The sequence below is a fragment of the Mesorhizobium sp. NZP2077 genome, from assembly GCF_013170805.1.
GTDB lineage: Bacteria > Pseudomonadota > Alphaproteobacteria > Rhizobiales > Rhizobiaceae > Mesorhizobium.
The window spans coordinates 6953477-6980450 of record NZ_CP051293.1 but is presented as its reverse complement, the minus strand read 5'-3'; the positions used below and the strand labels follow the sequence as shown (position 1 = coordinate 6980450).

Here is a 26974-nt window from a genome sequence, read left to right as displayed (position 1 = left end):
ACTTTCACTCTCTTTACGATTCTTGGAGTCGTAGTTAGCAAGCACTTCACCCGCGAACGGAATGTGTGGCGGAGTAGGAATTATCCTCATCGATCGCTGTGCCTTAGGTGCATCTCGTCGCCAGATGACGACGATATAAAAACTGCATTTGACGCAAGCCGCTGGGACGGTTGAATGTTTGCTTGAAGCAAAGCATGGAACATTAAGTACAGCTTCAAACATCGGTCCGATGCGTATTGTTGCGTAACCGAACCACGAACATGGCAAACATTGAGGTGAGATATGGCGGCGATGTCCTCAGCTATTCCTCTGACGGGTGTCCCGTTCCCGAGATCCGAGTACGAGCGCAGGCAGCTCAACGTGCTCGAGGCAGTGGCGAGCGCGGGGCTAGACGCACTTGTAGTGACTGCCCATGGCCATCTTCGGTATCTCAGCGGATATGACGGCAGTGGTGGGTACTTCGCACCGTTCCCTTTGATCATGGTGCCCGGTCGGGCGCCAATATACGTGGTACGACAGTATGACGAGCAAGCGGTTCGTGCTTATAGTTGCATTGACGAGATCGTTACTTATACCCATCAGCAAGATTTTGGTAAAGTTTGTGCCGACGTCCTTCGTCGCTATGGTTTGCAAAGCAAGAGGATCGGCTTTGAACTTGGGTGCTGGAACCTCGCGCTAGCAGATTTCAATGCGCTCCAGGCGCAGCTTCCGAACATAAAGTTCGCTGATGCGACTCGGCTAGTGTCTTCGGTAGCAGCGGTGAAAGGCGAGCTAGAACTGGATTGCATGCGCGACGCGATGCGCATGACGGACCTAGCAGTACGAACCTTCCAGAACTCGCTCCGGGAAGGCGTCACCGAACTGGAAATGGCGGGGGCCATGACGGCGGCGATCGAGGCAGAAGCCAGCAATGTGGGCGGTGAAATTGGGATGTCTCCCCCCACCATTCTGTTCGGGGAACGGACGAAATTGCCGCATGGCCCCCCATCTCGGCATCCAATTAGTAATAACGAGCCGGCTTTTCTGGAAGTCGGCGCATCGAAACACGGATACACCGTAGGGATGGTCCGGTGCGCTGTGCTTGGCCGACATCCTGAAGCTGAGTCTCTACACACCTTGGCCGAGGAGGTCATTGACGCCCTCGTTGCCGCTGTTAAGCCGGGCACCTCCGCGGCGGTAGTCGACGCTGCCGGCCGTGAGGTGCTGAGGCGATCTGGAAGAAAGGGTGTCTTTCGCCAACGAACGGGATACCAGACCGGCATTAATTGGACTGAACGCGGGGACCTAAGTTTGGAGCCGGGCGCGGAGGATATCCTGAAGTCCGGCATGACCTTGCACATGCCGAATATATTGTGCAGCGAAAACGGCTACTTATTCGGGCCTGGCGCTCACGTCCTAGTGACGGAGCGTGGTGCGGAACTGCTGAGCCAAACACCACCCACGCTCTATCGCGCATGATGCCTCGCCGCCCCCCGACACCCTTAACTGACCCGATGATTGCGCGAACGCGGAAGACAGTGCGCCGACTGCGATAGCCGACGAGGTCGCTTGCATGAAACGTCTGCGATTTATCCAAAACTCAGGTCGCCGGAATGAGCCCTGATCCGGGGCTCCGGCGTTGGCGAAATAGCCTCAGGCCTGAGCCCAGAAGGCTCAGGTTCCAAGAAAACGTGAGCTGCGGTTGTACAAGATCCTTCAATCCATTCTTCGCCCTGATTCGACTTGCTTAGGTGAGTAAAGCCATCATCGAGGCCTATGTCCTACGTCAAACCATTCGAAACTGAGAAGGTATCAAGGTGACGCCTATCACCGACGATGCAAACATGGGCAGATTGAGTTGATGGTAGAATCGAGCAACGTTACGCTTGACGTTGGCTATCTAGATCAAGGTGGTGCCCTTATCGCCGCTGGAAGAGGCGTCCTCTAGCAGATCGATTAGGGGAAGGGGCGCGATGCCGCTCATGCCGACGCATACCGCCAGTATCAGCGCCGCCGGCGCAATCACGAGCAGTACGCCCGAGCGCTTCCTCGCCGATCGCCATGAGACTCGACCGCTCGGTTGGTCATCGACTATGCGTCGATGCCCGTCGAAATCATCAGGCCGAGCTTCAGCGCGCGCTTCTCGTGGCGCGGTGCGCCTTCCGGAGTAACCACCCGATTGTTACCGCCTGCCTGACATCGTCGTGATGGCCTATGACACGTGTTTAACGACGTCGTTTGCGACGTGTCTTGGGCGAGGTTTTGGGATGCGTGTCGAGATTCTTGGTGCGGAACGGCGTCGTCGCTGGGGTGATGAGAAGAAGCTCGACATCGTCATGTCGGTTGGAATTGCCGGGGCGACTGTGACTGAGGTTGCCGAGCGGCATGATGTGACGCGGCAGCAGATTTATACCTCGCGGCGAGAGCTGAGGAGGAAGGGGCTCTTGTTGCCGTCGGCGGGTCCTATGTTCCTTCCCGTGGACATGCCCGTGGCGCAGAGCGCACCCCGTATGGGCAAAGGCACCGACAGATTGTCAGCCCTGGTCGAATTGCAACTGTGCTGCGGGCGGAACCTGCGCTTTGACAGAGAGATCGATACCGCCACTCTGACTCGGCTTATCAAGGCGGTTGAGGCAGCATGATCGGACCGGGAACTGGCGTTCGGGTGTACCTTGCCTGCGGGTTCACGAATATGCGCAAAGGGATCGAGGGCTTGGCTGCACTGACGCAAGATGTGTTGCGCCAGAAGCCGACGGGAGGCGCGGTCTTCGCGTTTCGGGGAAGGCATGGCGACCGTTTGAAGCTTCTTTATTTTGATGGCCGGGGGTTCTGTCTTTATTACAAGGTCTTGCAGCAGGGTCGCTTTCCGTGGCCGTCGGCGGCCGACGGGACGGCCCGGCTGACGTCAGCGCAAATGGCGATGTTGTGGGAAGGAATTGATTGGCGGCGTCCCGATTGGGGTGCGCCGCCTGCGCGTGTCGGGTGATTTATCTCTCTGAATCTAATGGTTTTTATGGCTACTCGCCCTGACTTATGGTAGTCAGGCGCATGTCGAATGTCGCCGAAAATCTTCCAGACGATCCCGCCTTTCTGAAGGCGATGATCGCCGCCTTGCAGGCGGAAAATGCGAAGATGTCGGCGACGTTGCAGGCGCATGACCAGTTGATCCAGGCCTTTCGGCTACGCATTGCCCGGCTGAAGAAACAGGTCTTCGGCAAGTCTTCAGAAAAGATCGAGCGAGAAATCCAGCAGCTGGAACTGGCGCTGGAGGATCTTTTGATCGCCGCGGCGGAGAGCAATGCCGGGCCAATCAATGAGGCCGACGAGGCAGCGCCTGTCGCGCCTATGACGAACGCACCCGAAAGGATCAGGCGCCGTCGTCCGCGCGTATCGCACAAGGCAGTTCGCGAGCGCAGGCAGCTCGATCCCGGCGCCTGCTGCCCCGCCTGTGGCGGCGAACTACGTCTTGTGGGCGAAGACGTAAGCGAAATCCTCGACATGATCGCCGCGCAGATGAAGGTCATCGAGGTCGCCCGGTTGAAGAAATCGTGCCGCTGCTGCGAAAAGATGGTGCAGTTGCCTGCGCCCAGCCGTCCGATACCAGGCAGCATGGCGGGCGCCGGCCTTCTGGCTTACATCCTGGTCTCTAAGTTCGACGATCACCTGCCACTGTATCGCCTGCACGAAATCTTCGCCCGCATGGGTGCCGACAAGGTGCTTCAGCCCCTGATCGAGCGGATCGGAACCGTGATCATGGCCAGCGACCTTCTCCATGCCGACGATACCCCGATCCGGGTGCTGGATCGCTCCATGCAGGACAAAGGGTTGGGAAAGGCGTAAAGAAAGGCCGGATCTGGACGTATGTCCGCGATCAACGTCCATGGGCGGGCGGCGCTCCGCCTGGCGCGGTCTACTACTTTGCTCCGAACTGGAAGGAAGACCACGTCCACCGCCACCTCAGGCAGACAAGCGGCATCCTTCAAGCTGACGGCTACAAAGGCTACGGCAAGCTTTATGAGCCTGGAGCCGATGGAACATCCCGCTTCCGAGAGGCGGCATGCTGGGCGCATTGGCGACGCGACTTCCATGATATCTTGACCTCGAACAAATCCGAGATCGCACGCAAGGCTCTCGGCCGTATCGGTGCGCTTTATGACATCGAGCGCGACATTGCGGGTCAGCCTGCCGATGCCCGCCTTGCCGCACGTCAGAAGCATAGCAAACCATAGATCGGGGCATTCCGTGTCTGGGTCGAAACGCAACTGACCCGCATTCCGGGCAAGAGCGATTTGGCAAAAGCCTTCCGTTATGGTCTGAGCCGCTGGCCTTCATTCTGCCTGTTCCTCGAGGATGGCCGCGTCGCCATGGACAACAATGCCGCCGAGCGAGCCCTGCTGAAAGAACTGGCTATTTGCTGGCGCCGACACCGGCGCCGAGACTTTGGCTCGCGCCATGACAATCATCGAGACGGCCAAGATGAACGGCATCGATCCGCAGGCATATCTCGCAGACGTGCTCGACCGCATCCACGATCACAAGATCAATCGCCTCGACGATCTGCTTCCCTGGAATTGGTCACCTGTCACCACCATCTCCGCCGAGGCTGCCTGATGGCAACGGTAACCTATGTGTTCAGCATCGACTACGTCGCCAAATTGCTCGATGAAGATGCCGAACTCCTTCAGGCGATCGTCAGCAACGATGACAACCTGAGCTACGGCAGCATCATCAGCGTCTACACCGGGCCGGACGAGGCAATAACTTCGCTTACCCGCGACGGAATGGAAGAGCTGGAGCAAATGCTTGCCCATGCGCGCCGCACCGCTGACGAATGGAATGACTTCCTCGAAGCCTTCGTCTCAGAACCGCACACCATTGCTCGCATCAAGGCCAAATCTCCACGGTAACAACCGGGCGGTTACCTTCCGGATCAGCCTGCCCAGCTTGATCGTCTCGCGCATATCTTTTTGCGCGGTAGCCGGGGGATCCGGCGCCGCCTGAGATCTGCCCGGCCGTTCCGAAGGAGCGGTATCGAAAGGCGCAGCAATACATCGCCAGGCGTGACGTGCCTGTCGCAGCGCCTTTGTGAACATCGAGCAGCGGTAGTCCCAGCAAGCCAGGCGGCGGCCATCTAAGAGCGCGATGGCACCGCTCGGAACATTATATTGGCGAATTGAAGACAGCTCGGTACATACTCGTAGAACGGAGTACGCAAAGCCGGCGCCTGGTCGCCCGATACTCGCAATAGGATGAACGATGAGCGAAGCACCACATCTTACGTTCGATCTCGACAAGACTGGCGTTAGCACGGGGCATCTTGTTGTCCCCAAAGGCGCGGACTGCGAAGCTCTTTCGCTCCCAGTCTTCAGCTGCAATAGAGGGGAGGGGCCGAGCCTACTTATCACTGGCGGAAACCATGGCAACGAACTGGAGGGGCCGATTGTTGCTCGGCGGCTTGTTGAATGGCTTCCCGAAGCGCAGAAGTGCGGAAGGATTATCATCGTACCTGAGATCAATCCACTTGCCGTGCAAGCTTGGACCCGCAACACACCAATTGATGGAAAGAATCTCAACCGGGTGTTTCCGGGCCGGTCGGATGGCTCGGTAAGCGAACGAATCGCAGATGCGATTTCGCGTGTATTGTTGCCTATGGTGGACACCATATTTGATCTGCACAGTTTCGGACCGACATGGAATTATCCCCCGGCGGTCATCACGCATCCTATTGCTGATGTCGATCTGCTGACGAAGACGCTCCGCATTTCAGAGGCATTCAAATTACCGGTGACGTTGCTCTGGGAGCACGACGACACGGCTGGAATGTTCGATACTTGGGCACATAGCCAAGGCAAGATATTCATTTGCGCTGAATTTGGCGGCGGCACAATCAGCGCCGAAGCTCTCACGATCTACGACGCTGGGGTGCGCAATGGCCTCATTGCGCTAGGGCTGATCGAGGGCAAAGCCGAGTATCCAATGTTCCGTCAGCAAAAGTCCGGCCAAACACTCGAAACGAATCCCTCCGACCAGTTGAAATCTCCTGCACCGGGCATCTTCGAACCGCGCTGCTCGGTGTTGGATGAAGTGAAGGAGGGAGATCTCATAGGCATCCTGCATCCGATGGGATCGCTGTCCGCTGATTCCATCGATATTCGCGCGCCAACTACGTCCATCGTCTGCGGCATTCTCTCAGGAGTGTACGTCCAAGGCAACGAAGAAGTGGCGTCTCTCGCGCGACCCTTAGCGATCTGAGGATCGGATGTTCGTCGACCGCCCGGGAGATCAAGAGGAAAAACGATGACATGCCGGGCAGTACTCATATGCCTCCGCCGTCAACGTTTCTATCTAGCACAGCGGAGAGTCGAAGGTGTCAAGCGGACGCGCCTGGCGAGGAGATGAGCAAGCCCAGAGGGGGGTGCGGCCGCAATTTTGTGACCTCAAGTTACTCCCGTCATTGGGCAGACGATTAAGGCTGCCGGCGCCAGGCTTTGGTACCTGCCGCCCTACCCTTCTAACCTCAATCCGATCGACCGGGCCCTCGCCAAGATCAAACACTGGATGTGCCAAGCTCAGAAACGCACCGTCGAAGACACTTGGCGCAAAATCGGCAACCTCGTCGAAAGACCGAGGTCGCCGCATGCAGGAACCACAAAAGCAGGATACGCTTCCGTCAACTCGCACAAACGTGCCACGCTGTGATCTAACCAGCGCAGGCGCCAAAAACGGTCAACCCCAATTCCCGCAGCGCCAGCTTACGGCAGCGAAAAATTCATTGGCCCGAGGATTTAATTGCGACGGGCTTCAGCGTCGTTGGACATGATTAAATTCATAACGTCTGGATTTGTGACCTCAAATAATGGAGCGACTTGATCGATGCCGGACGACGCAACCGACGAGCAAGCCCTTAACACCGAGTTCGATGTGTTGGCCAAACGGGCCGGTCTCAAAATTTCGGAAAGTCGAAGGCCGGCGCTGTTACAGGGCTTCCAAGACCTGAAGCGCATGACAGAACTGATGCGCCAGCCACGCACGGAGGCAAACGAGCCCGCAGCCACCTACTCAATTCTCAGCGTCACCAGGAGCGTCTGACATGGCCAAACCCCTGCACGACTACTCGATTGCCGAGGCCGGCGCGCTTCTCCGCAAGGGCACGATCACCTCGACGGCGCTGACCGAACATGCGCTCGATCGCATCAAGATGATCGATCCGCTGATCTCCAGCTTCATCACCCTGACGCGCGAGCGCGCGTTGGCAGATGCGGCGACCGCCGACGCGGACTTTGCCAAGGGCATCGACAAAGGTCCCATGCAGGGCATTCCCCACGCACTCAAGGATATCTATGCAACCGCGGGCGTTCGCACAACCTGCCACTCGAAGCTGCTCGTCGACAACGTGCCGGCGGAGGATTCGGTCGTCGCGGCGAAATTCAAGGCACAGGGCGCGGTGCTGCTCGGCAAGCTTGCAACGCACGAGTTCGCGCTCGGTGGGCCGTCGTTCGATTTGCCGTTTCCGCCGGCGCGCAATCCTTGGAATCCGGATCATATTCCGAGCGGCTCCTCGTCAGGATCAGGCGCTGCGGTCGCCGCAGGCTTGGTGCGCATGGCGATGGGTTCGGACACGGGAGGGTCGATCCGTGGGCCTGCCGGGTACTGCGGAACGATCGGATTGAAGCCGACCTACGGCCTCGTTTCGCGTCGGGGCGTGTTTCCGCTTTCTTATACGCTCGATCACTGCGGCCCGCTGTCGTGGACCGTCGAGGACAGCGCTATCGCCATGGAGGTGATCGCGGGTTTCGATCCGCAAGATCCCGGCAGCGCCGACGTGCCCGTTCCCGACTTTCACTGCAAGCTCGGCGCCGGCGTGCACGGTTTGCGGCTCGGTCTGCCCCGCCGCTGGTTTGTCAAGGCCGACGGCGTGTCGGCGGAGACGATCGCCGCGATTGACGACGCCGCTCAGACGCTCGCCAGGCTTGGTGCAACCATTGAGGAGATCGAATTGCCGGACTACGAGCTGTTCATCGCGTGCGGACGCGTGATCATGTTCTCGGAAGCGTTCGCGATCCACGAGAAGGACCTTCAGACTCGGCCGCTCGACTATGGCTTGTTCACGTATCTGCGTATGAGCATGGGCGCGTTCGTCACGGCCGTGGATCTCACGCAGGCGATGCGCCTGCGCCGGGAATTGGCGCTCGCGGTCAACGCCCAGCTGAAAAGCTGCGATGCACTGATCACCGCCTCGACGCTCGCACCCGCAACGCCGTTTTCGGATGTCAATCCGAACAACCCGCCGACTTTCCCGGTGCAGGCCATGCCGTTCAACGTGACCGGCAATCCTGCGATGTCGATCCCGACAGGATTCTCGAAGAGCGGCCTGCCGCTCTCGATGCAGATCGTCGGCCGTGCGTTCGATGAGCCGACGGTGCTTGGCATCGGCGCGGCCTACGAGGCTGCGACCAATCTTTATCTGCGGCGTCCGCACTTCGGCGTGGCCAAGGCCGCCTGATGCGGCGATCGTGTTCCACACTCACCCGCGTCAACGCCGAACCGTTGCCCTGAATTCATAAAGGAGCCGTTCATGCCGCGGCACTATCTGACCATGCACAGTACAGCCCCGGATTCTGGTTGCCAGCGTGGTTTCATGAAGCGCACTGCGTCAGCCCGCTGCGAACGGAACTTCGAATTTGTGGTGACCCGCGGGCACGCGCTGCTGGACAAGGCAAGCATTTCGCGCGCGGCCCTGGGCGGCGGCGTTCGAGCCCTGGAGGAAGCTGGCGCGGAAGTGGTCCCGGCCCTCTCTGCGGTGCCGCCGCCCGGCGGCCCGGATAAGGAAGTGGACATGGTCATGGACCACACCAACAAGGTCGGGCATCCAAGGTGCTGAAGGCCAGCACACAGCCGCTGAGCGGCCAGCGCGCTGTCGATCGGATCATTGTCAATCTTGCTGTGCTCGATGTTGTCGAGGGGCGGACTGAAGGCAGTGGAGCTTGCTGACGGCGACACCAACGGCGAGCTCCACAGCGCGACGGAAGTGACGATTGTCAACTGAGGGTCGACACGTCTTAGGAAGTGCCGACTGATTGGTCGAACTGACGGCCCTGGAACATCGCAACCCTCTGAAAAGGTGTCTTTCTACAATTGGAGTAATGCCCAGTGTTGGTTGACACCGCTCCGCCAATCTGGGCGCTGCCTCAGCCGCAAGACTGATTGGAAGAAGTCGCCCGGTCGGATGCGGTTCATTCGCCGTAGCAACAGTACAACCTCCGCGACTGCAGGCGGAACCGGGTACGCCCCCAATTCCGGTGTTGCCGGCTTGAGGTACGATCCTGCCGCCCTAGGGTGGTGCGATCACGCGTTCTGCATTTGCCACGGCGGGCTCGAGGACGCACGCTGCCCTTCCCCGATATCGCTCGAGGCAGTCGCCAACATAGGGCGCCAGTATTCTTGGGCACGGGATTTGACCGCGGCTTCCCCGACCAGCCCGCAATCATCGATCAAGCTCTGGTCTGCCACGATGGAAAATCCTCCCTCAGGCGAAATGCGCCGGGGCTTGCTGCGACAAGCGGGTCGCAGATGCTGCCTTGGAATGGCGGCGAGGGCCAATGATCCGACAGTGCCAGCTGGGGGCCCGCGAGCCGGAGATCATCCGCGACAGGCGACGACCATGGCCAATGGATGGCCTTTAATAGCTGTGTTCGTCGTAAGCGACCGGCGCGCTAGCGTTCCGACGTACAAACTCGATAGCTTCCCGCACCGCCGATAGATACTCTTCGACGGTGGCCAGATGAGCTGGGTTGACACCCTGTTGGATCGCCTGGGGCTCGCGCATACGCCCGCGCAGCCAACCGCGCTCTTCCAGGCGATCGGCGACTGCATAGATGTCAAGCGCGGAGTCCAGCGACACAAAGGAGATCAGGTTACTCTCGCCGTAGGGCGCCAGGCACTCGATGTCGGGAATGCTGTTCAGGCCAGCGATAAGCCGCGTGGTGGCCTCCATCGTGAGCCTCGCCGCGCGCAGATAGCCCTCCATGCCAAGGTAGTGCATTACCGCCCATGCGGACGCGATTGCGCCGCCGGCCCGGGTCCCGAGGAATGTAGGGGTGGAGTATGTTCCCCGAGGCCACCCGCTGAATGAGAACGCTTCATGATCCTGGTCATCGGCTGACCGATACAATACCAGGCTGGCGCCCTTGGCTGCGTACCCGAACTTGTGGATATCGGCCGACAAACTGGATACGCCTAGAACCCGGAAGTCCCACGGGGGCACCGGATAGCCGAGCCGCTCGGTAAATGGTGAGAGAAAGCCGCCCCAGCAGCCGTCAACGTGAAGCCGAAGACCCGAATGCTGTGCCAGCTTGCCGATCTCTGCGATCGGATCAAAGGTGCCGAAGGGATAGTTGGGCGCAGATGCAAACAGCATTATGGTCTTGTCGTTGATGGCGGAGCGCATCAACGAGGGGTCGGCCCTGAACTCCTTGGTGTGCGGGGTTCGAATGATATCCACGCCGAGAAGCTCTCCAGCCTTGTTAAGACAAGGATGAGCGGTGACACATGCAACAATGTTGTAGCGTTCAGGCGGCTCGCCTCGTTTGTGTCGCGCAAGGTCCCGGGCCGTCTTTACCGCCATGAAGACGCTTTCAGTGCCGCCAGAGGTGAAGGAGACGCCGGCATCGTCGGGCGCATTGAAAAGTGACTTTGCCATCGCCTTGATGTCGTTGGTCATCACCTCCAGGCTCTTGAACGCCCGCCCTGCTCCCAGGCCATTCTCAGCAATAAACTCGCCATAGGCCTCGCGCTGGACGTCTAAGGTCTCGTCATCTAGGAAGTAGGTGTAAGATGGTACCCGGCCAGACCGCCAATCGAAATCAAGCGATTTCATTCGCTTGAGCTCCTGCATAACGACATCTCTGGCGACACCCTTTTCGGGGATGGTTTTCAATTGAGCCTCCTTACAACGCTATGCTGCACATACCCATATGCGGACATGAGCAGCTCTCCTATCTTGGCAAATGTCGCTAGACGACGGCGATGTGCCGGCGTCGATCCAAAATAAACCGGACGCGGTTCGAACCACTGCCAGTCATGTATGCGCCACTCGGCGTAGGACTCACCAACATAAAGTCGCGAACCGTACCATCGCTCTTTTAGATCACAGACGTGGTCCCCCTTGAGATGCGCTCGGCCACTTCGGGAGACCAAACGAAAGGCCTTCATCGTGCTGTCGCGTTTCGACAATTTCGGATCTCTGTCGAGGCAGTAGAGCCAATCATACTGGAATTTATGGAAGTGCGCGGCATCGAGATTCGCTATCTGCCGCCGGCGAAGCGCACCACCCCTGGTCCGGGCCCGAAAGTCAGGAGTTCCGCGACCGCTTTGACAGCGCTCGGCAAACAAACGCCGTTTTGGCGTTGCTGTAACCTTCTCGATCAGCGCCGAACCTGTCGGCAAGGCCCTTCTTGAGAAGCCCATATGTTTTCGCCGCGTCGGGATTGGCGCGGAGGTAGTCGCGAAAAGCTATATGCCGCCCGAGTTCTGCATTGGCCGCTGAACGAACGTAGAGGTGATGCGCCGGCAACCTGCTCGGCTGAGTAAAGGCGTGACGCCCATCAATTCCTCTCTCACCCCCATACGTATATACAATTTTCGAGAGCTTAGGGATTGCAACAGAAAGGTCGGCTTCGGTTGGAATCGCCACGTCCATCATGCCCCACTGCAGGCCGCCTCGTGGCCACTTCTTATCCACAACGCGGGCGATTCAGACTTCCGCTTCTGCTCTTCCTCGATGTCCGATATGGCACCCGGATGGCTCAGCCTGCGCGGAATTCTCGTCATCCACTAAATTACAAGAAATCCAAAACGACGTGCGCCGCCACAAAGCGAAGCACGTCGACGAGATCCGCAGCAGCAATTCGTGGGTTCAGGCTTCCAAAACACGATCGGCTGCATTGGCCAGCCGAGACAGGTAAAAGATAGCCTAATTGTCTTATCCCCTGCCGCCATACACAGCTATTGGATCGCCGAGGCTACCCGGTAAGGGTTGTTGACCGAGTCCGGGTCGATCCGAGGCTTCCACCACTCCTACGCCACCCTGAATCAAGATGGGTGCATCCGTAAATGCGTCGTTAAGGCTACGTGCTAGCGGGTTGTATACAGAGTGGCGGAGCTCCTTCGGGACGGACTGAGCCAAACCGAAAATCGCACCCTGAACTATCCCCGTTCCCCCAACATCTTGAATGGTCATCGGAATCCCTGCCGTCACACACATATCGCGGGCGCGGCGGGCCTTTGTCAGACCACCCACTCTTGAGATCTTGATATTGATTAAGTCTGCGGCACTATCGGCGATAATCCGCATCACCATCTCAGGCGAGTCAACGATTTCGTCGAGGATCATTGGATGATCCGTCCGACATCTCACCGCGAGGCAGTCCTCGTATGAATAACAAGGCTGCTCTATATAGACGTCAAGATCGCGAATTTGTCGCATTACTCGTAGGGCTTGATCCCGTGTCCACCCGCGGTTGCAGTCGGCGTAGTATTCCTCACCCGGTTGGGCTTGTTCAAAGATTGCCCGCATTTTTGACACATCGTGCGCGACATCTCCGCCCAATTTCAATGACATACGCCGGTATCCCTTCTCACGGAAGGCCGCGGTCTCTGCCAACAACTCTTCAACTGACCCCTGGGGGTCGCACATAAGATCTAATCCCCCTTCGAACCTTCCGCCGAGAAGATCGCACAGCGGCATTCCCGTTGCTTTGCCGAGAATATCCCAACAAGCCATGTCGATTGGCGATTTACCGTATGGATGGCCGTACAAGAAATGGTCCATCAAATAGTTGATTCGATCGGTCTGGAGCGGATTTTCTCCAATGAGGTGAGGAGCTAATTCGGCAATGGCCGCTATGGCGCCCTTTGCGAACGCCGGCAGATAATTCCCTCCCATCGTTTCGACTTCGCCCCATCCGACGATCGCCGCGTCAGTCTCGATTGCTACAATGGTGCTTTCGAAAGATGTCCATGTCCGACCACGCGATAGGCTGTAGCCATGTGGAAAAGGCGTCACAATTTGAAAAACTGATATGCGAGTTATTTTCATTAGAAGTTACCTCCTTGTCTTTGAGCCTAGCTCGACGACCGCATGCATGTCGGCGCCCAGCGGTCCCACGTCGAGCACGACACCCACTAGGACATTGCATTCTGAGTCTTGAGCTACTTCACTAGCTGCCGTGATCGTTATGTTTTCCGGCCTGACGCATAGATCAGCATGGTCCTATTGATTGGATAGCGGAGTTCTTGCGTGGATCTCATAAAGTATCGCGCATAGACCGGGAGAATGACCTCGGTGTAGTTTTCGTTGGTAAGGGGGAGCTCCCTCCTTCGAGCCAATCCGACCTGGCTCGAAGATGCGAAAGCTCATCAAACACCGCCAACATCGGCCGCGCAAGGAATAGGAGCATTGATCCCACTGCGGGGAATAGCAGTAGCATTTGGGCTCTCGTCCGGCTTTGGGTTTATTTCGGACAGCGCGTTTTTCTCCTAAAGAAGTGGCATGACCTCCTGCTCCCATCGCTTCATCCACGCATTGGCCTGCTCGGAAACATAAGTCCAGTCTGGAATATAGATATACCGGTCCATTTCCTCGCTGTTGAAAACGAAGGGCCTCATTTCGTCCGAGTTTTTCGCCTTTATATTGACGGGGATGCCCGAAATGTTGCGGTTGAACTCTTCGTTGTTTCCTGCATTGATCGCAAAGTTGGCGAATTTGAACGCCGCATCAGCATGCCCTCCTTTTAGTACGCACCATCCCTCTTGGTAAAGGAACGTTCGAAATCCTGACTCTGGATCCATTTTGGTTAGGTATTTGATCTTGAAGTCACGCAGCACCGGAAGCGCCCCACCGCCCTCAAAACTTATGCAAGTTTCGCCGGAACTGATGGAATTGTTGATATCAGAATCGTCGGTAGCCACCCTGCCGATATTTCCGCTACGCGCCAGCTCTTTCACGAAGTCCCAAGCCGGCTCCATGTTCCGCTCGTCACCACCTCTGTGAAGCGCGAGCCCAACCATCTGCAGATTGGAGTTGTTGCTGGGCGCCGGAAAACAAATTTTCCCCGCCAGCCGAGGGTCCAAAAGGTCATCAATCTTGCTAATCTCAAACGGAGCCTTATCTTCCCGATAGAACCAGGAGATCGACGATATAGTACGGGGTATGTTTATGACATTCCCCGCGCCATCCTTGATCAGCAGCTTTTTCGGGATATCGGCCAAATTCGGCACCTTCTCCACCGTGACCGGCTCCGCCCAGCCTTCCCGGGCGATTGCTTGCATCGAAAGATCCCACCCCGCCACAAGGTCTATGCCAGGGTTCGGCCATGTAGCCTTGATCTTGGGCAGAATAAGTGCGGCCCCGCCGGAATACAGTTGCCAGTTAATCTTGACATCCGACTGTTTGGCCGCGATTTTCTGGATCTCGTCGATGTAATTTCCGCCCCATTCAGTGGCCGTAATTGTGTCGGCGGCGTACGCCCTGTCTACCACCAACGAGCCGAGAGTGCCTATGGCCGTGGCCGTCGCTGCGTCTTTCAGGAATTTGCGTCGTGACACCGGATTCTTAAACATGTCATTGTTCCCCTTTGTTATTTTGTCGTGCTGGAATGACAGCGCCGTCACGCCCGGCTGACAAGCATAATTTTGATATTGCGGCCATCTGGGATTCAGATAACCAAGTTAGCCCACCCCACACAGGCAGTTCACCCGACAAGCCGGGTAGCGGTTGTCACGTGGGGAAGAGCCTGGGTGTCTTCAATCCTGCCAACAGGCCGTCCTGCCCCGTGCATTGCGAAGGCAGAGGCGAGCGTCAACGATTTGGCGACCGTCGCCAGCGTGGGCACGCGGCCTTCCATTCGCGCTGCCGGACGGAGAGTCTGGGAGATTCCTTGCCTATCCGTTATGTGCAGCGTTTCTGCGGTAGCAGCCAATCGCGTACTACCGCAGCCTTATCGTAAGCGATGTCCCACCACTCATTGGCTTGCGGCTTGACGTTAGCCACCGAGAGAGTTGCGTGGATGTCTTAGTCTAGGGCGGCGCGGGCGAGGAGGTGGCGTAAGGGGGCCAAGGCCTGCGCCGCCTTCCGACGGACCGCCAAGCTCCGCAACCCCACTTCTTCGACCGTGCTGAGTTACAAGGACGACTGAGGCCGATCGACCATGAGCTCCCGCGCATCCGCCAAGCCTGCCATGGTGATCGCCGACTTGAGTCATTGCGGCGAAGATCTGCTCTGGATCCCTGATCCGGCCAATCGGGCGAGGATAGTTTCGGCGTCATCGAAGGCAGAAAGCTGCTAAACGAATTGATGCGTTCGCCAATCCACGCGAGGACGTTGCCGATATTGACGCCCGACCCCGCTGCACGCATCCGACGCTCCAATTCGAATACACGGCGTTACCATTGGTAACGTCGGCGATCCGTCTTAGCACCACACGAATTTCCCTCGTGAGACTTAAGCCAGCCACACTTGGCACACCGCATACCGGAAGCGGATCGTCAACCACATCGGACAATTTGCAGGCAGTAGCGTCCATCTCACTTCTAGATGAGGATGATATACAAACTGCATTTGACGACAACCACCGGGCGACCGATGTTCAAGTGAAAGTCAAATGCCAATCGGCCGGGAAATATGCAGGAGCAACGGATGCACAGCGTTGAGACTTTCCGAGATTTGCAGGGCGAGGCAACCGAGTGGCGCCGCTACCTCCACCAGAATCCCGAGCTCGGTTATGGAGTACACAACACAGCTAGCTTCGTGGCCGAGAAACTAGCTTCATTCGGCATCAATCATATCGAAACGGGAATCGCAGAAACCGGTATTGTCGCAATCATTCAGGGCGAAGGCGGAGACGGGCCGACGATCGGGCTGAGAGCCGACATGGACGCCCTGCCGATTCGAGAAGCCTCGAGCAAACCCTGGTCTTCTCAAATACCGGGCAAGATGCACGCGTGCGGCCATGACGGTCACACGGCCATGTTGCTGGGGGCGGCAAAATACCTGGCAAAGACGCGGAACTTCAAGGGCTCCGTGGCCCTGATCTTTCAGCCGGCGGAAGAAGATGGACTGGGCGGCCAAAGGATGGTCCAGGAAGGCATCATGGAGCGGTTCGAGATTTCCCAGGTTTTCGGGATGCACAACTCGCCGGGCCTAGACGTTGGCAAGTTCGCGATTTGCGATGGCCCTACCGCTGCCGCTCTTGATGAGTTCGACATAGTCGTGAAGGGCAGGGGGGGGCATGCAGCCAGTCCGCACCAGACCATCGATCCAATCGTTATAGCCGCACAAATCGTCCTAGGCCTCCAGACTTTGATCTCGCGGGGCACGGACCCGCTCGAGTCCCTCGTTATTTCTGTCACCAAGCTAGAAGCCGGCACGGCGTACAACATTATACCAGAATATGTTAATATATCCGGGACCGTGAGGTCCCTCGCATCTGAGCTCAGGGAATATGCTGAACGACAGATCAGGAAATGCGCCGAAGGCATAGCGCAAGGATACGGCGCGGAAATCGAGTTTAAGCATCGGCGGCTCGAACCCTGCATGGTAAACCACACGGAAGCGACTAATGTGGCGATAAAGGCGGCATGCGGTCTCGTCGGATCTGAGTCCGTTAACGATAGGCTGCGACCCAGCATGGGAGGTGAGGATTTCGCTTACATGCTTGAGGCGAGGCCCGGATCTTACATTGAGCTCGGCAATGGCCAGACCGCTGCATTGCACAACCCGACGTATGACTTCAATGACGAAGCCCTACCCTATGGCATCGGCTATTGGGTGAACCTGGTCGATACGACGCTGGCGGCCTGACTAAGGCCGTACGACTGAATTGCGAAACAAAAAAGGTATTCCGTCCAGCGACGACATTTTGAGGAGGAACAAACAATGAGCCTGTCAATAAACCGCAGACGTTTCATGCATGGAGCATCCGCTATCGCGGTAGGTGCGATGTCTTACCAGTCCCGCCGCGCTGCTGCTCAGTCCCCGGGCGAACTGAGCGTCGCTCTCAATGGTGGCGATTACGCAAAGGCCTGTATCGAAGCCTATGTAAAGCCTTTCGAAGCCGAGACGGGAATTAAAGTGACCCCGGTCGCTGAAGAAGTCCCCGCAGCCACGCTTGAGCTAATGGTGTCGACCAATAGCGTTTCGGTGGATGTGATCCCCGTGGACGCGGCCACAACTTTCAAAGCTCCTGAGAAGGGCCTCCTGGAGAAGATCGATTACTCAATCTACAAGAAGGATGAGTTGGATGCGATTGTAGACTTCACCCGGACTCCGTATAGTGTTGGGTCGATCGTCTACGCGCTGTGTATGGTTTACAATACTGAGAAGTTCCCAGCTGGCAAACCGCGGCCAGCCACTTGGGCAGAATTTTGGGATGTCAGCGAGTATCCCGGGGTTCGTGCGATGTCCTCGGGCGTGGACGGAGGCGGCCCATGGGAGGAAGCTCTGCTGGCGGATGGTGTTCCTGCTGATGCCCTCTATCCCTTGGATATCGACCGAGTTTTCGCGAGCTTGGACAAGATCAAGCCGCATATCCGCAAATGGTTTGTTACCGGGTCCGAGAACCAGCAATTGCTGCACGACAAGGTTGTCGACCTTGCGCAATCCTACGACGGCCGAGCGATTGCATTGATGGACCAAGGCGCGCCGATTGAGGCCAATCGAAACCAACAAAAAGTGACTTGGGAAAGCTGGGGTATCCCAAAGGGCACCAAAAATCTGCAGAACGCACAGAAATTCATTGAATTCATCACCCGCGCCAACACACAGGCCGCATTTGCAAAGCTCATTCCTTATGGCCCCGCGAACCGAAATGCGTATAAACTGCTGCCAGACGATGTCGGACGAAAATTCGCCAGCCACCCTGATTACCTGAAGTCTAGCATAGTGGTGGACTCCAAGTGGTACGCTACGGCAGGATCAGACGGCGTGACAAACGTCGAACGGCTTATCCAGCGTTGGAACGAGTGGATTCTTCAGTGATCGCCGATCAATGAGTGTTTGGGGAAGGCGGCCAAACGGTCGCCTTCCTGCCTGACTGAGAAATGGATTGAGCCCCTCGGCCGGCACCCGGCTACCTCGAAGCAATGTGCCAAGCAGCCGTTTTCGTGTCGCGGGTTGGAGGATCAATCATGACCTTGCATCTCAAAAGCACCACCCTGCCAATGGCCAAGGATGAAGCATTGATAATGAGTTCGGCTTCGGCGCAGATTGAGTTCTGCAACGTGACCAAGATGTATGGCGCGGTCGCTGCGGTCAAGAATTTGTCACTTGAGGTTCGTTGCGGCGAGTTTTTGACTATTCTAGGGCCAAGCGGTTCGGGCAAGACCACAGCGTTGATGCTGCTCGCCGGGTTCGTAGAGCCTACTGAAGGAGACATCCTGATCGGTGGGAAGTCGGTCGCCTCGGTGCCGTCCTACCGGCGCGACCAGGGCATCGTCTTTCAGAGCTATGCACTGTTTCCGCACCTCACAGTGCGCCGGAATCTGGAATTCCCACTCGAAATGCGCGGCGTCAGGGCCGCCGAGAGGGCAACGCATGTCGATCGAATGCTTGAGCGCGTCCATCTTAAGGATTATGGCGGCCGGATGCCATCGCAACTAAGCGGGGGCCAGCAGCAGCGCGTAGCGCTTGCGCGAGCGCTGATAGCCGATCCGCCGATCCTCCTGCTCGACGAGCCATTGGGCGCCCTTGACCGCAATCTTCGCGAGCAGATGCAGGGCGAGATCAAGAGCCTGCACCGAGAGTTTGCCAAAACCACTGTATGCGTCACGCACGACCAGGAGGAAGCGCTCACGCTGTCGGACCGCATCGTCGTTATGCGCGACGGCCGAATCGAGCAAACCGATACACCAGAGGCTCTCTATGACCGGCCTGCGACGCAGTTCGTGGCGAATTTTCTGGGCGAGGCCAACATCCTCGAAAATTGCGGATTCAAAGTTGAATCCGATACCGTGCCGCTCTCGGGCGCCGTTGCGATGCTTCGGCCAGAACGCATCTGCGTCGCCGCTCGTGCGGCTCCAATGCGAGCCGACGCTGACCAAAGACAGTCTATCGCCGGCACTGTCGCAGACATGATTTATGCCGGCCCGTTGCGGAAATACTATGTGCGCGCCGGGAACAGTGTGCTGATTGTGCGCGAGCACGTTGGCGCCGGCCAACAGATCTTTCGAGCTGACGATGAGGTACGCCTCGACTGGTTGCGCTCAGACGTTCGCTTTGTCAGTGCGTGAGGCGCCGAAAGGGGAATTGGGATGAAGACGTTTCGGAAACTGGGCCGAATGCCCATCGTGCTCATTGGCCCCGCCCTCGCCGTGCTGCTCGTCGTATTCGCCATTCCGATCATCCTGCTCTTTCTGACCAGCCTCAAAGCGCCCGCCTTCTCGCTTACCAACTACCGGTCGTTTTTCAGCCAGCCGGCGAATGTCCGTGTGCTCTACCAGACCCTCGAGATCAGCGGGGTAGCCACGGCAATCTGCCTCCTCGTCGGCTACCCTACGGCCTATCTGATCGTGGCGGCATCGAAGAGGCTGGGCATGGCTCTCATCCTGGTCGTCGTCATCCCCTACCTGACCAGTCTGCTAGCGCGCACCTATGCGTGGATCGTGATCCTCGGCGACAATGGCTTGATCAACAATCTGCTGCTCGAACTTGGACTTATCTCCAGTCCTCTCCAACTCATCTATAACCGCTTAGCCTTGTATATCGGAATGGTACACATCATGCTGCCGATGATGATCCTGGCGCTGGTTAGCGTCATGATGGGTATCGATAAGTCTCTCATGGCGGCCGCCCGTAGCATGGGGGCGCGGCCGTTCACCGCCTTCTGGCGAGTATTCTTCCCGCTCAGCATGCCGGGCGTGCGCAGCGGCTGTCTGTTGGTCTTTGTGATCTGCCTCGGCTTCTACATCACGCCCGCAGCCCTTGGCGGGTTGGGGGACGCCATGCTTTCCACCTTCATCGCGTCGCAGGTCCATACTTTCTTTGACATGGGGCGTGTGGCTGCATCGGCCTTTATCCTCCTGGCGGTCGCCATCGTCGTGCTCTCCACGTTCGGGCTTGATCTTTCTGGTACACAGGGACGAGCGGTGCAACCTGCGCGGAAGTCTTGGGCCAATCGACTGCCGGTTTTCGGAGGGTTTAAACGCCATCTGGACGAAATTTTTACTCTCCGTCGTGCGAAACGTTGGACGATGCACCTCTACCAAGCTGCCGGTAAAAGCGATTGGTCGAAGATGGTCGGCATTATATTCCTCGTGTTAGTCATTTTCTACTTGCTGGTTCCGGAATTGCTCGTCGTCGTCATGTCGTTTAGCGCGGGACAGTTTTTGCAATTTCCGCCCCCAGGCCTTTCGCTGCAGTGGTATCGCGCTTTCTTCAGCGATCCGTCTTGGTATGGTGCCGCCTGGACCAGCATCCAGATCGGCATTGTAACTACTATCCTATCCACCATCCTAGGCACGCTGGCGGCTTACGGCCTCAATCGTAGTGTTCCGCAGTTGCGCAGTACCTTGACGATGGTGATCCTGACGCCGATCACTTTTCCGGTTATCGTCGTGGCAATAGCGACCTATCTCGGGCTGCTCAAACTCGGGCTGCTCGGCTCGATGACCGGCATTGTCCTCGCGCATACCATTGGCGCTGTCGGCTATGTCGTCGTGATCGTGTCCGCCACGCTGGCAAATTTCGATCCCGCGCTGGAACGGGCGGCCATGAGCATGCGGGCGAATCCTTTGCGGACTTTCATTAGGGTAACGTTGCCTTTGATCAGGCCTGGTATTATTGGTGGCGCCGTGTTCGCGTTCCTCGCCTCCTTCGACGAGGTCGTCGTCACATCCCTGGTAGCTGGGTTCTCGATCCGCACGCTGCCATTGAAGATGTGGGAGAATATTCGCAACCAGATCGATCCTACAATTGCCGCTGTGTCATCGCTACTGATCCTCATCCCGGTACTCTGTCTAATCCTCCTCTACGTCGCGGGGTGGCGATCGGCGCCTGGCCTTCAGCGCGCGGGTCCAGCAGCTGCGGCTTGAGATAGCGCCTTCAGTGTCAGAGGTGGGTAGACCGTAGTATGAAGCGCTCTTGATCCATGCATCACGACAAGGATCTAAGGCCTCAAATTCGGCGCTGGCAGTGGGGATGTCACTCGAGGCGATCTACAGCGGCGGACGTTCAAATTGGAATCAAGAGGGAGGTCGGTAAGGCAGCGTTTGTGATTCATTCCCGGTAGGAACTGATTTGCGATCCCCAAGCCCCTATTCGATAGATCTGCGTGAATGCGTTGTGGCTATGTCGAAGCCGGCCATTCACGACGCGCCGCCTCGCTCGTCGTGTCTTGATGAGGAACGTGCGCATCCGAACAAGGCCGTCTTGTAGGCCTCGTGGGGTTTGGCACTGACTGTCCTTGTTGACGCCAATGAGGACAGTGCGGAATGGAACGGCTTGAGATTATCGATAGCGGCCGGCGGCGACGCTTCAGCAGAGAGAAGAGGCTCCAGATTGTCGCTGAGATTAATTCGGAACCTGGCTTGTGCGCGACGACGGCGCGGCGACATGGGATTTCTCGTTCGCAGCTCTATGAATGGCGACGGCTGGCACGAGCGTGGCAACTGGATGTTGCGTCGCCTGCTGGCGGCTTTATCCCTGCACTGCTTGTTCCAGAGATAGAGCCGGCAGCAGGGTCATTGCCGCAGGCTAGCCGGATTGAGGTTGTCAGCGCAAATGGTCGTTGTGTGCTCGTGGACCGCAATGTCGACGTTGAGGCGCTGGTTCGGATCATGCGCGGACTGGAGACGTTGTGGTGGTTCCGTTTCCGATAGGGATCGGAGGCAAGGTATGGCTTTCGACGCGGTATACGGACATGCGCTGTGGCTTTCCCTCTCTGGCGCTTCGGGTGCAGGAGGTTTTCAAGCACGATCCGTTGTAAGGGCATCTCTTCGTCTTCAGGGGCCGCAGATCGAATATTTTGAAGATCATCTGGGGCATGATGGCCTGGGCGCGTGCCTTTTCAGCCGTCGGCTGGAGACGGGCCGGTTCATCTGGCCGAACGTGGAGGGCGGTGCTGTTGAGATCTCACCGGCGCAACTGTCTTATTTATTGTCCGGGATGGACTGGCGCAATCCGCAAGAAACCTGGCGTCCGACACGGGTCGGATGTATCGCATTGGAAATCCGGGGAAAATATGGTTGAATGGCTTCATGTCTTTCGAAGCCTTCCGATCTTCCGGCGGACCTTGCGAGCGCCCTGGCATTCCTTTGCGAGCGTGAGATGTTACGGGCTGAACGCGATGTCGTTGTCGCCGAGCGCGATACCATCGTCGCCGAACGGGACATTGCGGTGGCGCAAACCGCCTGTGCGCGGGCCATGCTGTCTGACAGTGAGGTCCTGATTGCACACCTGGAACTCGCGATCGAGAAGCTGTAGCGCGAACTGCGCGGCCGGCGTTCAGAGCGCACGGCACGCCTGATCGACCAGATGGAATTGCAGCTCGAAGAGCTGGTGATGGCGGCGACGGAGGATGAGGTGCGGTGCAGGCGGCTGCCGCAAGGCCTCGAGTGTGCGTCCGTTCACGCGCAAACGGCCGGTCCGATAGCCCTGGGTGGAGGATATCGAGCGCGAGCGCCTGGTCATCGATCCGCCGACCTGTTGCGGCGGGTGCGTTTATCGAGACTGGGGCAAGACGTCACCGAGACGCTGGAAGAGATCCCACGTCGGTTCAAAGTGACCGAGACGGTGCAGGAGAAATTCACCTGCCGCGACTGCGATGCGATCAGCCAACGCCGTCCAATAAATCGTCCGAATCCGCACCGGCGGCGAGTCCCTTGTTCGCGTCGGCTCGACTATCTGAATTCCAGATGGCCGCAATATCGAAATAATGCTTGTGGCCGATTGTGATGGCGCTTTAATTCCCACCACAACAAAATGAAAGGGGAACAATGACATGCTTAAGCATCCGGTGTCACGACGCAAATTCCTGAAAGATGCAGTATCGGTTGCGGCGATAGGCACTCTCGGCTCGTTGGTGGTAGACAGGGCGTATGCCGCCGACGCAATCACGGCCACTGAATGGGGCGGAAGTTACATCGACGAGGTCCAGAAAATCGCGGCCAAACAGTCGGATGTCAAGATTAACTGGCAACTGTATTCCGGCGGGGCCGCACTTATTCTGCCCAAGATCAAGGCTACATGGCCGAACCCTGGCATAGACCTTGTGGCGGGGTGGGATCTTTCGATGCAAGCAATCGCCCGGGAAGGCTGGGCGGAGCCGGTCACGGTGGAGAAGGTACCAAATTTGGCAGATATCCCGAAAAAGCTGCTGATCAAGGATGGCGCGGGGAATGTCATAAACATACCCCGTACTATATCGTCGATCTTCTGGTTCTATCGGGCAGATAAGGCTCCGTTTGAGATTACCAAGATTGATGACCTCTTGGACCCTCGGCTGGCGGGAAAAATTTGTTTTCCGGCGCCCAGCATCAACTCTAATATACAGATGATTGGGCTCGCGCTTCACAGAGGTGGTGACGAGCGGAACATGGAGCCGGCCTGGGACTTCGTGAAAGAGTTGGCACGCAGCGGAAATATCGGCCGCGTGGCTACGGACGGGTCTGATCTTTCGAATTCCATCAGCTCCGGCGAAACTTGCATAAGCTTGACTAATAGCACCGGCGCGATTGAGATGGGGCGCGCCTTCAAGCTCAAAAACCTAAACAAAATGGATCCGGAGTCAGGATTCCGGACGTTCCTCTACCAAGAGGGATGGTGCGTACTCAAAGGAGAACATGCTGACGCGGCGTTCAAATTCGCAAACTTTGCGATCAATGCGGGAAACAACGAGGAGTTCAACCGCAAAATTTCGGGCATCCCCGTCAATATAAAGGCGACAACGTCGGACGAAGTGAGGCCCTTCGTTTTCAACAGCGAGGAGATGGACCGGTATATCTATATTCCAGACTGGACTTATGTTTCCGAGCAGGCCAATGCGTGGATGAAGCGATGGGAGCAGGAGGTCATGCCACTTCTTTAGAAGAAAAATGCGCTGCCCGAAATGACACCAAAAGCCGGAGACAGTGGATGAGAAGTACGAGAGCCCAAGTGCTACTGCTATTCCCCGCAGTGGCATCAATGGTCCTATTCCTTGCGCTGCCGATGTTGGCGGTGTTTGATCAGAGCTTTCGTATCTTCGAGCCAGGTCGGATTGGCTCGAAGGAGGGAGCTCCGTTTACGACCGAAAACTATACAGAGATCATTCTCCCGGTCTATGCCCGATACTTTATTCAGACTTATCTCTTGGCCTTCTGCGCGGCAGCCATTGCCATTCTCATTGCCTTTCCGATTGCATATTGCATTGCCAGGCGTGCATCGCTGCTAGTCAGAAAGGCAGCGATTTCAACCCTTATCGGCCTCATGTTCCTGAGCTCCCTGGTTCGTGTCTATTCAATTGATTTGACCTTCGGGTCAGTCGGGATATTCACGTGGATCATGTCCGCTGCTGGGATAAATACTAATAGCTATCTGTACATCTATTTCGTGGTCATCGCGGGGTTGCTCCACTACGCAATACCGACGTCAATCCTGGTTTTGATCGGGGCCATTCAAAATTACAATCCGCACCTCGCAGAGGCGGCCCAGTCCCTTGGCGCATCGGCAGTTAAGACTCATATCACGATAACGTTGCCATTGTGCATCCGCGGACTTGTCTCTGCGTTTCTGGTATCGATGACGATGGGCGTGAGCGCCTTCGTTATCCCGTTGATCTTGGGCCGAGGGCGCGTGCTATTTGTATCAAATCTTATCTACAGCCGCTTCGGCGAAGTTGCCAATTACCCCAGTGGAGCGGCAATCTCGGTCACTATGTTGGTTCTTTCTTTGCTTCTGATTTTCGTCATGTCCAGAATCGCCACATCATTTGACTGGCAGTGAAAGAATGCTCAGCAATAGAAATGCAGATGCCCTGCTCGTTTTGTGCGTAAAGGCGGTTATCGCGGGAACCGCAACATTCCTCCTATTCCCGGTGATCGTTACCGTGTCCATGGCATTCGACGGGCGCGAGTTCATCGGCCCATTCCCTCCGCCGAGCCTGTCGATGAAATGGTTCGACCGGCTTTTTGACAATGCTTACTTGTGGTCCGGGTTCCAGACCAGCTTGCTGCTGGCAATTGCTACGACGGTCCTAGCGACAGTGATCGGTACATCAGCGGCGGTGGCGATCAGCCGAATGTCTCCGCGATGGCGTGACGTAATCACCACCATGTTTTTATCACCTCTCGTAATACCCGGCGTGATCATCGGGTTCGCGTTACTTATGTTCTTCTCTCTATTTGACCTCCTTCCGCCTTTTGCCAGGCTGCTTGCCGGACATTTAATCATCGCATTGCCTTATACTATAAGGATGACATTGATCGGGCTTACTGGCATTAGCGAAACGCTGGGCGAGGCCGCGTTGAGCCTCGGCGCTAACGCGCGACAAACATTCTTCACGATCACCTTGCCTCTCGCCAAGAGCGGCATTTCCGCTGGCGCGATTTTTGCGTTTGCGTTCTCTATGGACGATGTCGCGATCAGTATATTTTTGTGCGACTTCAATACTTACACGCTACCCATTGCGTTAGTTAGTTTAATGAGGTCGCATTTAGATCTCACAATCGCTGCGGCAGCAGTGGCCCTAATGGGCCTGACCTTCGCTTTACTGGTCGTGCTTGACCGTGTAATCGGCCTTGAGCGAGCAATCGGTCGGGGCATTTATAGGGCTTGATCGAATGAATGTTTTGGAACTGAAAGACGTCACCAAAAGGTACGGAGAATTCACTGCAGTCGATGCCGTATCTCTGAAAATCGAGAAAGGAAAGGTGCTTTCTCTTTTGGGGCCGAGCGGTTGCGGCAAGACGACCACGCTTCGCATCATTGCAGGTTTCACGTCGCCTGACAGCGGGACCGTGGAAATCTCCGGCGAGAATGTTGGGCACTTGAAGCCCTATGAACGCAACGTCGGACTGCTATTCCAAGATTACGCGCTGTTCCCTCATATGACCGTAGCTCAAAATGTCGCTTACGGAATGCGGTACCGCGGAACGCCGAAAGCGGAGATACCCTCTCGTGTCAAGCAGATGATGTTACTGGTTCAGCTGGCCGGCATGGAGGCCAGGTATCCGAGCCAGCTAAGCGGCGGACAACAGCAGCGTGTCGCGCTTGCGCGAGCGCTTGCAACTGATCCCCAGATTGTTCTTCTAGACGAACCTTTGTCAGCACTTGATGCGAAGCTTCGTCTAGAATTGCGCATTGAGTTGAAGGAGATTCTCCGATCGGTCGGCGCGACGACCATCGTTGTGACCCACGATCAGGAAGAAGCTCTCAGCTTAGGCGACGAAGTTGTCGTTATGCGGGGTGGGAAAATCGTTCAGCGTGGATCGCCGACGCAGATATATGCGGCGCCCGCCGACAAATTCGTCGCCGAGTTCGTCGGGAGGTCCAACTGGTTTCATGGATCAAGGCGCGGCAGATCGAGTGAGGGCGTCAGCATCTATGTCACGAGCGAAGGAGTTGAGATCCACGCGAGAACACCGCCATCCAATCAACATGACCATGCTGATCTATGCGTCAGGCCGGAAAACATAACGCTCACGGGCGGGGCAGCGAGTGAAGTAGCTCAAGACGCAGAATGCAATGTCCTAGTGGGTGTCGTACTCGACGTGGCACCGCTGGGCGCCGACATGCATGTGGTCGTCGAGCTTGCAGGAAGGGGCAGATTACTGGCAGTCCGCAAGAATGTCGGGAGAACTCCGGGATTTGTGGCGGGACAGCCAGTGCACGCCCATTTTTCAGCGTCGGATGTCCTCGTGTTTCAGGCTGAAGGGCATATGTGAGGTGGAGGAATGTCATAGCAACTGAGCTTTGGGGCAATCAAGTTCTGTCGCCTCGCCGGCACCTGCTCTGGCACGTGGCTTG

General features: G+C 57.1%; 24 protein-coding genes and 3 pseudogenes. 22 read left to right on the top strand and 5 right to left on the bottom strand.

The window, feature by feature from the left end:
• Nucleotides 1-282: 282 nt before the first annotated feature.
• On the top strand, nucleotides 283-1458 hold the full coding sequence (locus HGP13_RS34255) for a Xaa-Pro peptidase family protein (RefSeq protein ID WP_172234243.1): 1176 nt from the start codon (nucleotides 283-285) through the stop codon (nucleotides 1456-1458).
• On the opposite strand, the gene HGP13_RS34250 is transcribed toward HGP13_RS34255, so the two are convergent.
• The gene (locus tag HGP13_RS34250) at nucleotides 1396-1572 is read right to left on the bottom strand and encodes a twin-arginine translocation signal domain-containing protein (protein WP_281411321.1); all 177 of its coding nucleotides are present in this window, start codon (nucleotides 1570-1572) and stop codon (nucleotides 1396-1398) included. The genes HGP13_RS34255 and HGP13_RS34250 overlap by 63 nt on opposite strands.
• 674 nt (nucleotides 1573-2246) lie before the next feature.
• On the opposite strand from HGP13_RS34250, the gene HGP13_RS34245 reads away from it, so the two are divergent.
• The 9 genes and pseudogenes from HGP13_RS34245 (at nucleotide 2247) to HGP13_RS38295 (ending at nucleotide 8860) form a co-directional block, all read left to right on the top strand.
• Nucleotides 2247-2621, top strand: a complete 375-nt coding sequence (locus HGP13_RS34245) for a transposase (protein ID WP_172234239.1) — start codon at nucleotides 2247-2249, stop codon at nucleotides 2619-2621.
• Complete coding sequence (tnpB, locus tag HGP13_RS34240) at nucleotides 2618-2965, top strand: IS66 family insertion sequence element accessory protein TnpB (RefSeq protein ID WP_172234237.1); 348 nt, start codon at nucleotides 2618-2620, stop codon at nucleotides 2963-2965. The genes HGP13_RS34245 and tnpB (HGP13_RS34240) overlap by 4 nt, the downstream gene beginning before the upstream one ends.
• Nucleotides 2966-3027: 62 nt before the next feature.
• A pseudogene (locus HGP13_RS34235) lies at nucleotides 3028-4590 on the top strand (IS66 family transposase).
• Entirely contained in the window at nucleotides 4590-4886 is a 297-nt protein-coding gene (locus HGP13_RS34230; protein ID WP_172234235.1) for a hypothetical protein, read from the top strand. Before HGP13_RS34235 ends, HGP13_RS34230 begins: the two are co-directional and overlap by 1 nt.
• Nucleotides 4887-5235: 349 nt before the next feature.
• Nucleotides 5236-6231, top strand: a complete 996-nt coding sequence (locus tag HGP13_RS34225; RefSeq protein WP_172234233.1) for a succinylglutamate desuccinylase/aspartoacylase family protein — start codon at nucleotides 5236-5238, stop codon at nucleotides 6229-6231.
• A gap of 213 nt (nucleotides 6232-6444) precedes the next feature.
• Nucleotides 6445-6600, top strand: a pseudogene (locus HGP13_RS34220) (IS630 family transposase); the annotation flags it as partial.
• Nucleotides 6601-6852: 252 nt separating this feature from the next.
• Nucleotides 6853-7068, top strand: a complete 216-nt coding sequence (locus HGP13_RS34215; RefSeq protein ID WP_172234231.1) for a hypothetical protein — start codon at nucleotides 6853-6855, stop codon at nucleotides 7066-7068.
• Between the two features lies 1 nt (nucleotide 7069).
• Nucleotides 7070-8482 (top strand): amidase, encoded by a 1413-nt coding sequence (locus HGP13_RS34210; RefSeq protein WP_172234229.1) that lies wholly within the window; start codon nucleotides 7070-7072, stop codon nucleotides 8480-8482.
• A 72-nt stretch (nucleotides 8483-8554) separates the two neighbouring features.
• On the top strand, nucleotides 8555-8860 hold the full coding sequence (locus HGP13_RS38295) for a M81 family metallopeptidase (protein ID WP_246707223.1): 306 nt from the start codon (nucleotides 8555-8557) through the stop codon (nucleotides 8858-8860).
• A gap of 798 nt (nucleotides 8861-9658) precedes the next feature.
• Here the strand turns inward: HGP13_RS38295 and HGP13_RS34200 are convergent.
• From HGP13_RS34200 to HGP13_RS34180, 4 genes are all read right to left on the bottom strand, one after another.
• Nucleotides 9659-10915, bottom strand: coding sequence for an aminotransferase class V-fold PLP-dependent enzyme (locus HGP13_RS34200; protein WP_172234227.1), 1257 nt, complete (start codon nucleotides 10913-10915; stop codon nucleotides 9659-9661).
• 414 nt (nucleotides 10916-11329) lie between these two features.
• Entirely contained in the window at nucleotides 11330-11680 is a 351-nt protein-coding gene (locus HGP13_RS34195) for a GrpB family protein (protein WP_172234225.1), read from the bottom strand.
• A 279-nt stretch (nucleotides 11681-11959) separates the two neighbouring features.
• Nucleotides 11960-13075, bottom strand: coding sequence for an enolase C-terminal domain-like protein (locus tag HGP13_RS34190; protein WP_172234223.1), 1116 nt, complete (start codon nucleotides 13073-13075; stop codon nucleotides 11960-11962).
• A 440-nt stretch (nucleotides 13076-13515) separates the two neighbouring features.
• The gene (locus HGP13_RS34180) at nucleotides 13516-14598 is read right to left on the bottom strand and encodes an extracellular solute-binding protein (protein ID WP_172234221.1); all 1083 of its coding nucleotides are present in this window, start codon (nucleotides 14596-14598) and stop codon (nucleotides 13516-13518) included.
• A gap of 1075 nt (nucleotides 14599-15673) precedes the next feature.
• Here HGP13_RS34180 and HGP13_RS34175 point away from each other — a divergent pair.
• The 12 genes and pseudogenes from HGP13_RS34175 to HGP13_RS34125 all read left to right on the top strand — a co-directional run bounded on the left by HGP13_RS34175 (nucleotide 15674) and on the right by HGP13_RS34125 (nucleotide 26892).
• The gene (locus HGP13_RS34175) at nucleotides 15674-16837 is read left to right on the top strand and encodes a M20 aminoacylase family protein (RefSeq protein ID WP_172234219.1); all 1164 of its coding nucleotides are present in this window, start codon (nucleotides 15674-15676) and stop codon (nucleotides 16835-16837) included.
• A 75-nt stretch (nucleotides 16838-16912) separates the two neighbouring features.
• Nucleotides 16913-18013 carry an ABC transporter substrate-binding protein gene (locus tag HGP13_RS34170; RefSeq protein ID WP_172234217.1) on the top strand — a complete coding sequence of 367 codons (1101 nt, stop codon included), beginning with the start codon at nucleotides 16913-16915 and terminating at the stop codon, nucleotides 18011-18013.
• Between the two features lie 149 nt (nucleotides 18014-18162).
• The gene (locus tag HGP13_RS34165) at nucleotides 18163-19263 is read left to right on the top strand and encodes an ABC transporter ATP-binding protein (RefSeq protein ID WP_172234215.1); all 1101 of its coding nucleotides are present in this window, start codon (nucleotides 18163-18165) and stop codon (nucleotides 19261-19263) included.
• A gap of 48 nt (nucleotides 19264-19311) precedes the next feature.
• Nucleotides 19312-21063, top strand: a complete 1752-nt coding sequence (locus tag HGP13_RS34160; protein WP_348648958.1) for an ABC transporter permease subunit — start codon at nucleotides 19312-19314, stop codon at nucleotides 21061-21063.
• A 399-nt stretch (nucleotides 21064-21462) separates the two neighbouring features.
• On the top strand, nucleotides 21463-21849 hold the full coding sequence (locus tag HGP13_RS34155; protein WP_172234211.1) for a transposase: 387 nt from the start codon (nucleotides 21463-21465) through the stop codon (nucleotides 21847-21849).
• 41 nt (nucleotides 21850-21890) lie between these two features.
• Complete coding sequence (locus HGP13_RS38865) at nucleotides 21891-21956, top strand: hypothetical protein (protein ID WP_348648977.1); 66 nt, start codon at nucleotides 21891-21893, stop codon at nucleotides 21954-21956.
• A gap of 29 nt (nucleotides 21957-21985) precedes the next feature.
• A complete protein-coding gene (gene tnpB / locus HGP13_RS34150) occupies nucleotides 21986-22219 on the top strand; it encodes an IS66 family insertion sequence element accessory protein TnpB (RefSeq protein ID WP_348648976.1) in 234 nt (77 codons plus the stop codon).
• Nucleotides 22220-22807: pseudogene (locus tag HGP13_RS34145) on the top strand (IS66 family transposase zinc-finger binding domain-containing protein); the annotation flags it as partial. It lies immediately after the preceding gene.
• Nucleotides 22808-22970: 163 nt separating this feature from the next.
• Complete coding sequence (locus HGP13_RS34140; protein WP_172234209.1) at nucleotides 22971-24056, top strand: extracellular solute-binding protein; 1086 nt, start codon at nucleotides 22971-22973, stop codon at nucleotides 24054-24056.
• Nucleotides 24014-24952 (top strand): ABC transporter permease subunit, encoded by a 939-nt coding sequence (locus tag HGP13_RS34135; RefSeq protein WP_172219774.1) that lies wholly within the window; start codon nucleotides 24014-24016, stop codon nucleotides 24950-24952. Before HGP13_RS34140 ends, HGP13_RS34135 begins: the two co-directional genes overlap by 43 nt.
• A 4-nt stretch (nucleotides 24953-24956) precedes the next feature.
• Nucleotides 24957-25784 (top strand): ABC transporter permease, encoded by an 828-nt coding sequence (locus tag HGP13_RS34130; protein WP_172234207.1) that lies wholly within the window; start codon nucleotides 24957-24959, stop codon nucleotides 25782-25784.
• Nucleotides 25747-26892, top strand: a complete 1146-nt coding sequence (locus HGP13_RS34125) for an ABC transporter ATP-binding protein (protein ID WP_172234205.1) — start codon at nucleotides 25747-25749, stop codon at nucleotides 26890-26892. Before HGP13_RS34130 ends, HGP13_RS34125 begins: the two co-directional genes overlap by 38 nt.
• Nucleotides 26893-26974: the final 82 nt, after the last annotated feature.